Raw genomic sequence first — 8616 nt, 5'->3', positions numbered from 1 at the left:
GGCGCCGGGGGCACGGCGAACAACGCGGCCCGCATCTGGGCGGCATCGGCGAAGCGGTGGGCCGGATCCCGCGCCATCGCGCGTTCCAGCACCTGGATCAGGGCCGGGTCGACGTCCGGGCGCAGCACCGCGATCGGCACCAGCGGCTCCTCGAGCACCGCCCGCATCGTGGCGACGGGGTTGTCCCGTTCGAACGGAAGCCGCCTCGTCAGTGCCTCGTAGCCGAGGACGGCGAGGGCGTACAGATCGTCCGACGGCGACGCCGGCTGGCCGGTGATCCGTTGCGGGCTCAGGTAATTGGCGGTGCCGAACACCATTCCGGCGCGGGTGTGGGCGGCACCGTCGGTCTTGGCGATGCCGAAGTCGGCGAGCTTGGCGGCGCCGGACGTGGTGATCAGGACGTTGCCCGGCTTGATGTCGCGGTGCAGGATTCCCGCGCCGTGGGCAGCGGCCAGCGCATCGAGCAGATCGGCCAGTACCCGGCGTACGCGGTCGGCCGACAGCGGTCCGGCGGCGATCTCCTCGACCAGTGTGGGCCCGGGCAGCCGTTCCATCACGATGTAGGGCGTCCCGCGGTCTTCGCCGCTGTCGTGCACCGCGACGATGTTGGGGTGGTTCAGCGCGGCGGCGGCGCGGGCTTCGTCCTCGAACCGGCGCCGGGTCACCGCGTCGGCGGCCAGCTCCGGATAGAGCAGTTTGATCGCGACCGGCCGGGAAAGCCGGGTGTCCCAGCCGTCGCGTACTTCGGCCATGCCGCCGCGGCCGAGCACGCCCCGCAATTCATAGCGGCCGCCGAGCGCAGCCGTCATAGTGCTCCCTCCGGTACGCGCCTACTTCGAAGTATCCCGCAGCCCGGTTCTGCGGCATGCTGACAACATGCCCCGGTTCGCGCTGGAATCCGCCGATGCCGATTTCTTCACCACGGCACCGCATATCTTCACCTATCACAAGCGGTTCGCCGCACCGCCCGAGCGGGTCTGGGAATCTCTGGTATCCGATGAATCACTGGCCGCATGGGGGCCGTCGGTCAAGCGGGTCAACTGGTTGACCCCACGGCCGTTCGGTGTCGGCTCCGCGCGCGAGGTCACCCTGGCGCCCGGCGTGGTGCGGGTGCATGAGACCTTCTTCCGTTGGGACGAGGGCCGCCGGTACTCGTTCGTCGTCGAGCATGCCAGCATTCCGTCGCTGCGCCGGTTCGCCGAGGATTACCTGGTCGAGCCGGCCGGCGACGGTCAGACACAGTTCACCTGGGTGGTGGCGATCGAGCCGAAACCGGCGTTCGCCATTCCGTTCAAGGCCCTGGCGCCGGTGCTCAAGGCGGCCTTCGGGCGGCTGGCCTCCGACGGTCAGCGCTATTTCGACAAGCAGGTGTGAGCGAAGCCCCAACCAAGCGGTTGATAGCCTCGGCCGATGGCCGAGCTGAGCTGGATCGCCCGACTCCTGCAGTTTGATCGCCACGGCGACGATTTCTGCATCAGGGAACCCCGCCGCGGCGCGGTCGAGCGGTTGTTCGGCGGCCTGATCGCGGCGCAGTCGCTGGCCGCGGCGGGGGCCACCGTCGACGACGGCAAGCTGCCGCAGTCGCTGCACGCCTACTTCGTCCGCGGCGGACGCTACGACGCCGAGGTCGAGTTCCACGTCGACCGCACCCGCGACGGACGCGCCTTCACCACCCGCCACGTCACCGCCAGCCAGAACGGCGCAGTGATCCTGGAGATGATGGCCTCGTTCCACGAGCCCGAGCCGGGCCTGGACTGGTATCCCGAAGCCGCTCCGAGTCTCGAGTTCGACGCATCCGTCCCCAAGGCCGACGTGATGGATTTCGGGGACAAGTTCGACCTGCGCACCATGCCCAGTGACGACTCGGAGTTCGCGATCTCGCCGTTCTGGATCCGGACCCAGGACGAGATCGAGGACGATCCGCTCATCCGCGCCTGCACGCTGACATTTCTGTCCGACCTCGGGCCGGTGCCCTCGGCGCTGCCGCCGACGGTCCCGCTGCGGTCCGATCTCGGATTCGCCGCCAGCCTGGACCACTCGATCTGGTTCCACCGCCCGTTCCGGCCGCGCGGCTGGCACCGCTACGAGTTGCGGTCGGCGAACCACAACGATTCGCGCGGGTTGGCCCGCGGCTCGCTGTACGACGCCGCCGGAACACTGGTCGCCAGCGTCAGCCAGGAAGCGCTCTGGCGAATCGCCACCTGAATTCCGACGTTTGCAACGCCGCCCCGGCGGGCAGTCGATGACGATGAAGATCGCCGACATCGCAGCCTGGCCCGTCGAACTGGGTGCGGCGGTGCGGCACCGGCGCCTGTTCCACCCGAGCGGCGTCCTGGCCCGCGGCCACCTCGACCGCACCGCCCCCGACACGAGAGGGTTGCCGCTCTACTCGTGCGACGTCGTGGGACGGGTGTCGAAAGGCGTCGGAACGCCGGATTCGGTTCCCGACATCGCCGGCCTGGCCTGGCGGATGCCGCCGCAACTCTCCGGCACACCGTGGGACGTGCTGCTGGCATCGACGCTGGCGGGTAATCGGTTTCTGTTGTGGCCGGCCAATTCCTGGACGGGCATCACCTTCTCCAGCCTGATGCCGCTGAGTTATGAGGGCACGCTGTGGTGGCTGCGGGCCCGGCTCACCACCGAATTCGACGGGGCCGGACTGTCCCTCGACAGCGTGAACAGTCAGCTGGAACGTGGCGGGATCGTCTTGGACATCGAACAGTGCTCGCTGGCCGGCGAATTCGAACCCCTGGCGCGGCTGTCGCTGCGTCAGAAGCTGCCGCATGGGCGCGATGTCTCATTCGATCCCACCCTGCACACGGCCGCCGGGGTGCGCCTGGTGCCCGACTGGCTGGCCGACGTCCGCCGCGTCGCGTACCGGCGCAGCCGCACCGGGCGCGACGCCGAGTAGCCCCTAGTCGGGCGGCTCTTCGCGGGCGTCGTCGGCCGTCTCGACGTCGGGGGTGTCCTCCGGAACGTCCTTGGCCCGATCACTTTTCTTCTCGTCCTTGTCGGCGTGGTCCTCGTCGTAGATCCCGTCACCCCTTGGCATGTGCCTGAAATACCCATCACCGGGAGTTTCAACCCCGCCTGCCGGGGTATGCGCAGCGGATTCTCCTCCGAAAGGCAACGAGCATGGATGCACTGACTTTTCTACGACAAGACCACAAGAGTGTGCTGGGCATGCTGGAGGTGCTCGACGGCGCACCGACCGGCCCCGGTGCCCACGACAGCGGGTTGGCCACCATGGTGACCAATCTCGTCATCGCCGAATCTCAGCACGAGGCGATCGAACAACAGATCTTCTGGCCCGCGGTTCGCGACGTACTCGACGACGGTGACGCACTCGCCGACGAGGCGATCGAGCAGGAGCAAGCCGGCAAGGAACTGCTCCAACGGCTCGAAGACGGCAAACCGGGCGAAGCCGAATATCACGACGCGTTAAGAGAATTCGTGAAGGTCGGCCGCGAACACATCGCCTACGAAGAGGACGTCGTGTGGCCTAAGTTCGAGGCCGTCGTCAGCCGTGAGGAGCTCGAGAAGCTCGGCGACAAGCTCGAACAGGCAAAGAAGATCGCCCCGACCCGGCCGCATCCCGACACCCCGTCGAGTTCGGCCGTCCAGAAGACCATGGGCACCGCCGCTGCGATCGTCGACCACGTCCGTGACGCGGTGACCGGCCGGGAGAAGGACAACCCGCCTGATCCGCAAATCCACTGAGTTCACGCCGACGGCCGGCTCCCTCCAGGGGCACCGGCCGTCGGCCTTCAATCAAGCGGTCGCGGTGTGCTGTTCGTGCGTGAACGGCTTCTCGCTGTCCACGGCGGGGACGCCTTCGGGGTTCTTCTTCGCACCCTGGTTCTGGCGCAGCCGGCCACCAAGCCATTCTTCCTCGGGCTTGTTGACGTACTTCCACTTCATGCCCTCGGGCCACGGACCCTGCCCCTGGTTCCACGGGCCCCGCGCGTCGCCGGTGCCGTTGGACATGTTGAACGCCACGTTCTGGAACCGGTCGTCGCCGGGCAACTGCCCGGGCGGGAAGTTCACCGGCAGCTCGTTGAGAGCGGCGGTGAACTGTTGGTAGTGCGCGACCTCGCGGGTCATCAGGAACGTCAGGGTGTCCTGTACGCCGGGGTCGTCGGTGAACTGCTTGAGGTACTCATAGACCACCTTGGCACGGGACTCGGCAGCGAGGTTGCTGCGCAGGTCCACCGACGGGTCGCCGTTGGCGTTGACGTAGGAGCCCTGCCAGGGCACGCCCTGCGAGTTGCTCACGTCCGGACCACCGCCGGTCAACACGAAGTACAGCGGATTGACCGCGACACTGTGCATGATCTCGTCCCGTCCATCGGTGCTACCCACCGCGGGCATCCAGTCACAGCGTTCGTTGGCGATCTTCAAATCGTCATTGAGCCCGTCGAGCAACATCGTGATCATCGAACCGACCATCTCCAGATGGGACAGTTCTTCGGTCGCGATATCCATGAACAGGTCGTACATCTTCGGATTCTTCTCCCGCAGCACGAACGCTTGGGTGAAGTACTGCATGGCAGCCTTCAACTCACCGTTCGCACCGCCGAACTGCTCCTGCAGCAGGGTGGCGAAGCGCGGGTCGGGCTCGGTGACCCGGACCTCGAATTGCAGATCCTTGTTGTGAACAAACATCCCGGGTACCTCCAGGGCTGATCGATGGGCTGGGGATGCCGGCGGATACCCGCACCCCAGCCCCTCAAACGCCCTGGAGCGCTAGAGACGCGCCTTGACGGCCGCCGACAGCCGCGCGCCGTCGGCCTTGCCCGCGGCAATGGCGGTCGCGGCCTTCATCACCTGGCCCATCTGGCGCATGCCGGGACGTTCCCCGATCTGTTCGGCTACCTGCGCGATGGCGGTGTCGGCGACATCGGCGAGCTCGGCATCGGTCAGCGGGGTGGGCAGATACTCGTCGATCACCCGGGCCTCGGCGTGCTCGTTGGCCGCCAGTTCGCCCCGGCCGTTCTGCGTGTAGATCTCGGCGGCCTCACCGCGCTTCTTGGATTCGCGCGCCAGGACCGCGATCACCTCGGGGTCGGACAGCTCGCGGGCTTGCTTACCCGAGACCTCCTCGCTCTGGATCGCGGCCAGCACCATGCGCAGGGTGGCGGTGCGCAGCTTGTCCTGTGACTTCATCGCGCCGGTCAGATCCGCGCGCAGCTTGTCCTTGAGCTCGGCCATAGCGCCAACCTACGCCGCGATCAGCTCTGGCCCGCATGGAATTTCGCATCGACCGACACCGAGACCTCGATATCGGCGGGGGCGAACTCCAGTTGGGGCGCCGCGGCACCGCGAGCTGCCATCGCGCGCATCATCGGTGGACCCGCCGTGTCCTCGGGGCCGCGACCGAGCATTCCGGCGTCGGCGATCGCCACCGGGCGCACCTCACCGAGGCCGAGCGCGTCGGAGTAGCGCTGGGCCCGCGTGACGGCGTCCTGTACGGCGCGGGTGTGCACGTCGGCGGTCAACTCGTCGCGGTGTGCGGTGGTCAGCGCCCAGTCGATGCGCGAGAGCGCAAAGCCGCCGGTATCGGTGATGTGGCCGCCGACCCACCGCGACATGGCGGTGAAATCGCTGAACTTGACCTCGACGTCGACGCTGGCGTGATGAACCAGCGGCAGCTGTTTGCCCTCGTTGTTCCATGGCCGGTCGGCCCAGGTACGCACGTGGCCGGTGGACCACCAGGTGACCGGGCCTGCCTCGGGATCGTGCAGCGGTGCGATGGTCGATCTCACCGCGTCCAGGTCGCGGACCGCCCGCTCGTACACCGGCTCGATGGCCGGACCTTCGTANTCGCCGCCGGCGCCGTGGGCGGCGGGCTGGCCGCGTTCGCACTCGGGGCGCCGCTGGTGTTGCTCACCGTGGTCGCGGTGCTCTACGTCTCGACGGTCCTGGTGTTCGCGCCCGCGGTCATCGTGTTGGAGCACTACGGCATCGTCGCGTCGGTGAAGCGTTCATTCACGTTGGTGACGAAGGACTTCTGGCGGGTCTTCGGTATCTGGGTGCTGGCGACGATCGTGGCCGCGGTACTCGCGTGGGGTGTGGGTGCACCGTTCAACGTGGCCGGCGAGATCATGTCGATCGTGTCGGACGGGCCGACGCTGCCCGGGTTGATCCTCAGTTCGGTCGGCGCCGCCATCGGCCAGATCGTCACCGCGCCGTTCACCGCGGGCGTCGTAGTGCTGCTGTACGCCGACCGCCGGTTCCGCGCGGAGGCCTTCGATCTGCTGCTGCAGACCGGCGCGGCCGGGCCCGCCGAGACCGCCGATCAACTCTGGCTGCCCCGGTACATCTGAGGTGACGACCATCGACATCGACCGTGACGGCGCGCACGACGCCGCCCAGAACGAGCTGTCCAAGCCGATCTACCCGAGGACCTCCCCGACCGAGCAGATCGGTGAATGGCTCAACGATCTGCTCTACCGGATCACCGCCGCCGGCTCGACGATCCCGGGTGGCTGGTTCACCATTTCGGTGCTGGCGATCCTCGTCGTGGCTGCCATCGTGGTGGCGGTGCGGATCGCGCGGCGGACCATGCGCACCGATCGCCGGACGGATCCGGCCCTGTTCGGCAGCCAGGAGCTCAGCGCCGCCCAGCACCGATCCATCGCCGAACAGTGTGCCGCACAAGGCGATTGGTCGGCCGCGATCCGGCACCGGGTCCGCGCGCTGGCCCGCCGACTGGAGGAGACCGGGGTTCTCGACCCGGTCCCGGGCCGCACGGCCACCGAACTCGCCCGCGACGCCGCGGCCGCCCTGCCCGCACTGTCCACCGAACTGTCCAGCGCGGCAACCATATTCAACGACGTCACCTACGGTGAGCAGCCGGGTACCGAAGCCGCCTACCGCGCGATCGCCGCGCTCGACGAGGCCGGGGTCCGATGAGGCGGCATTGGCGCACCGCGCGCTGGGTGGTGCTGGCGCTCGTCGTGATCGTGGCGGTGGCCGTCGTGACGGTCTACCTGACCGCGCCCCGCCCGGGCGGGCAGCTGGATCCCGAGTCGACGGCACCGGCGGGGACGCACGCGTTGATCGCCCTGCTGCGCGACCAGGGTGTCGAGGTGGTCACCGCGGCCGATGTCGACGCGGTGCACCGGGCCGCCCGGCCCGGCACGCTGCTGGTGGTGGCGCAGACCATGTACCTGTCCGGCGAGGACACCGTCGACCGGCTGGCCGGCCTGCCCGGTGACCTGCTGCTGGTCGCGCCCACGACACCGGTCAGGGAGAAGCTGGCCCCCCGGATCCGGCTGGGCAAACCGACGGAGTTCGGCGGCGGCGAGCCGGATTGTGCTCTGCCCGAGGCCAATCGGGCCGGGGTGGTGCAGCTGGCCGGCACCGAGACCTTTACCGCGGATGTGCCGCTGACGTCGTGCTACGACGGCGCGCTGGTCCGCTACCAGGACGGGGACCGCACCGTCACCGTGGTCGGCACCGGCGAGTTCATGACGAACTCGCGCCTGCTCAAGGAGGGCAACGCCGCGCTGGCGATGAACCTGGCCGGCGCCGCACCCCGGGTGATCTGGTACGCGCCACAGCATTTCGAGACCAGCACGGCCGGGTCCGGCTCGCTCTCGGACCTGATGCCGTCCCAGGTCCGGTGGATCGTCCTGCAGTTGTGCNCCATCGCGCGCATCAGCGGTGGCCCCGCCGTGTCCTCGGGGCCGCGACCGAGCATTCCGGCGTCGGCGATCGCCACCGGGCGCACCTCACCGAGGCCGAGCGCGTCGGAGTAGCGCTGGGCCCGCGTGACGGCGTCCTGTACGGCGCGGGTGTGCACGTCGGCGGTCAACTCGTCGCGGTGTGCGGTGGTCAGCGCCCAGTCGATGCGCGAGAGCGCAAAGCCGCCGGTATCGGTGATGTGGCCGCCGACCCACCGCGACATGGCGGTGAAATCGCTGAACTTGACCTCGACGTCGACGCTGGCGTGATGAACCAGCGGCAGCTGTTTGCCCTCGTTGTTCCATGGCCGGTCGGCCCAGGTACGCACGTGGCCGGTGGACCACCAGGTGACCGGGCCTGCCTCGGGATCGTGCAGCGGTGCGATGGTCGATCTCACCGCGTCCAGGTCGCGGACCGCCCGCTCGTACACCGGCTCGATGGCCGGACCTTCGTATCCGAGGGTGGCATGGACCGTGGCACGTTCGGGTGGCTGAAATGCGGAATACGACCCACGTACCGTGATCTCGGTCGGCATGCCCCCACGGTAGTTGCTGAGCGCCAACCCGGGAGGACAGGATGGAAAGTATGACCACCGGTCGGCCACAATTCGGGAATGTCATCCCGCTGCGTCCGCTGAGCCTGACCGACATCTTCAACGGCGCGGTCGCCTATGTCCGCACCAATCCCAAGGCGACGCTGGGCCTGGCCACCGTGGTGGTGCTGGTCTCGCAGATCATCACGCTGCTGCTGCAGGTGGGGCCGCTGTCGGCGCTCGGCCGGTTCGACGCGCCCGTGCAGGGCGACGGGCCGACCCCCGGCACGATCGTGATGATCGCGGGCAGCGTGTTCGCGACCATCGTGGTGACGACGCTGGCCTCGCTTCTGCTCAGCGGCATGCTCACCGTGGTGATCGGGCGTTCGGTGTTC

The 8616-nt window shown here is 68.4% G+C and carries 12 protein-coding genes and 2 pseudogenes; 8 read left to right on the top strand and 6 right to left on the bottom strand.

Features of this window, described 5'->3' with window-relative positions; translation table 11 throughout:
• On the bottom strand, nt 1-809 hold an 809-nt coding region (locus BN4332_RS26040; protein ID WP_066902335.1), incomplete at its 3' end, for a serine/threonine-protein kinase.
• A gap of 67 nt (nt 810-876) precedes the next feature.
• Between BN4332_RS26040 and BN4332_RS26035 the strand changes: the two genes are divergently transcribed.
• From BN4332_RS26035 to BN4332_RS26025, 3 genes are read left to right on the top strand one after another with little or no spacing between them, the layout of a single operon-like run.
• Nucleotides 877-1374 (top strand): SRPBCC family protein, encoded by a 498-nt coding sequence (locus tag BN4332_RS26035; protein ID WP_066902337.1) that lies wholly within the window; start codon nt 877-879, stop codon nt 1372-1374.
• 36 nt (nt 1375-1410) lie between these two features.
• Nucleotides 1411-2205 carry an acyl-CoA thioesterase gene (locus BN4332_RS26030; protein WP_066902334.1) on the top strand — a complete coding sequence of 265 codons (795 nt, stop codon included), beginning with the start codon at nt 1411-1413 and terminating at the stop codon, nt 2203-2205.
• Nucleotides 2206-2248: 43 nt separating this feature from the next.
• Entirely contained in the window at nt 2249-2911 is a 663-nt protein-coding gene (locus BN4332_RS26025) for a phosphodiesterase (RefSeq protein ID WP_066902336.1), read from the top strand.
• Nucleotides 2912-2914: 3 nt separating this feature from the next.
• Here the strand turns inward: BN4332_RS26025 and BN4332_RS33830 are convergent, their stop codons facing one another.
• A complete protein-coding gene (locus BN4332_RS33830; protein WP_096866989.1) occupies nt 2915-3052 on the bottom strand; it encodes a hypothetical protein in 138 nt (45 codons plus the stop codon).
• An 83-nt stretch (nt 3053-3135) separates the two neighbouring features.
• On the opposite strand from BN4332_RS33830, the gene BN4332_RS26015 reads away from it, so the two are divergent.
• Nucleotides 3136-3720, top strand: coding sequence for a hemerythrin domain-containing protein (locus BN4332_RS26015; protein ID WP_066902333.1), 585 nt, complete (start codon nt 3136-3138; stop codon nt 3718-3720).
• Nucleotides 3721-3771: 51 nt separating this feature from the next.
• On the opposite strand, the gene BN4332_RS26010 is transcribed toward BN4332_RS26015, so the two are convergent.
• The 3 genes from BN4332_RS26010 to BN4332_RS26000 form a co-directional block, all read right to left on the bottom strand.
• The gene (locus BN4332_RS26010) at nt 3772-4665 is read right to left on the bottom strand and encodes a manganese catalase family protein (protein ID WP_066902332.1); all 894 of its coding nucleotides are present in this window, start codon (nt 4663-4665) and stop codon (nt 3772-3774) included.
• A gap of 81 nt (nt 4666-4746) precedes the next feature.
• A complete protein-coding gene (locus BN4332_RS26005) occupies nt 4747-5211 on the bottom strand; it encodes a GatB/YqeY domain-containing protein (protein WP_066902331.1) in 465 nt (154 codons plus the stop codon).
• Between the two features lie 20 nt (nt 5212-5231).
• Nucleotides 5232-5798 carry an SIMPL domain-containing protein gene (locus BN4332_RS26000; protein ID WP_235654203.1) on the bottom strand — a complete coding sequence of 189 codons (567 nt, stop codon included), beginning with the start codon at nt 5796-5798 and terminating at the stop codon, nt 5232-5234.
• A 39-nt stretch (nt 5799-5837) separates the two neighbouring features.
• On the opposite strand from BN4332_RS26000, the gene BN4332_RS25995 reads away from it, so the two are divergent.
• The 3 genes and pseudogenes from BN4332_RS25995 to BN4332_RS35110 form a co-directional block, all read left to right on the top strand.
• Entirely contained in the window at nt 5838-6326 is a 489-nt protein-coding gene (locus BN4332_RS25995) for a DUF7847 domain-containing protein (RefSeq protein ID WP_200820450.1), read from the top strand.
• Between the two features lies 1 nt (nt 6327).
• Complete coding sequence (locus tag BN4332_RS25990) at nt 6328-6915, top strand: DUF4129 domain-containing protein (protein WP_066902329.1); 588 nt, start codon at nt 6328-6330, stop codon at nt 6913-6915.
• Nucleotides 6912-7514 (top strand): annotated as a pseudogene (locus tag BN4332_RS35110) (DUF4350 domain-containing protein); the annotation flags it as partial. The gene BN4332_RS25990 and the pseudogene BN4332_RS35110, both read left to right, overlap by 4 nt.
• Here BN4332_RS35110 and BN4332_RS25980 read toward each other — a convergent pair.
• Nucleotides 7424-8224 (bottom strand): SIMPL domain-containing protein, encoded by an 801-nt coding sequence (locus BN4332_RS25980; RefSeq protein ID WP_084459413.1) that lies wholly within the window; start codon nt 8222-8224, stop codon nt 7424-7426. The pseudogene BN4332_RS35110 and the gene BN4332_RS25980 overlap by 91 nt on opposite strands.
• A 50-nt stretch (nt 8225-8274) precedes the next feature.
• On the opposite strand from BN4332_RS25980, the pseudogene BN4332_RS25975 reads away from it, so the two are divergent.
• Nucleotides 8275-8616: pseudogene (locus BN4332_RS25975) on the top strand (hypothetical protein); the annotation flags it as partial.

The sequence above is a fragment of the Mycolicibacterium houstonense genome, assembly GCF_900078665.2.
GTDB lineage: Bacteria > Actinomycetota > Actinomycetes > Mycobacteriales > Mycobacteriaceae > Mycobacterium > Mycobacterium houstonense.
Note: the sequence above shows the minus strand (reverse complement) of the source record. Positions and strands in the feature narration are given on the sequence as shown.

Coding starts and splice junctions, on each gene's coding strand:
- BN4332_RS26035 (WP_066902337.1), top strand. CDS start 877: ATGCCCCGGTTCGCGCTGGAATCCGCCGATGCCGATTTCTTCACCACG.
- BN4332_RS26030 (WP_066902334.1), top strand. CDS start 1,411: ATGGCCGAGCTGAGCTGGATCGCCCGACTCCTGCAGTTTGATCGCCAC.
- BN4332_RS26025 (WP_066902336.1), top strand. CDS start 2,249: ATGAAGATCGCCGACATCGCAGCCTGGCCCGTCGAACTGGGTGCGGCG.
- BN4332_RS33830 (WP_096866989.1), bottom strand. CDS start 3,052: ATGCCAAGGGGTGACGGGATCTACGACGAGGACCACGCCGACAAGGAC.
- BN4332_RS26015 (WP_066902333.1), top strand. CDS start 3,136: ATGGATGCACTGACTTTTCTACGACAAGACCACAAGAGTGTGCTGGGC.
- BN4332_RS26010 (WP_066902332.1), bottom strand. CDS start 4,665: ATGTTTGTTCACAACAAGGATCTGCAATTCGAGGTCCGGGTCACCGAG.
- BN4332_RS26005 (WP_066902331.1), bottom strand. CDS start 5,211: ATGGCCGAGCTCAAGGACAAGCTGCGCGCGGATCTGACCGGCGCGATG.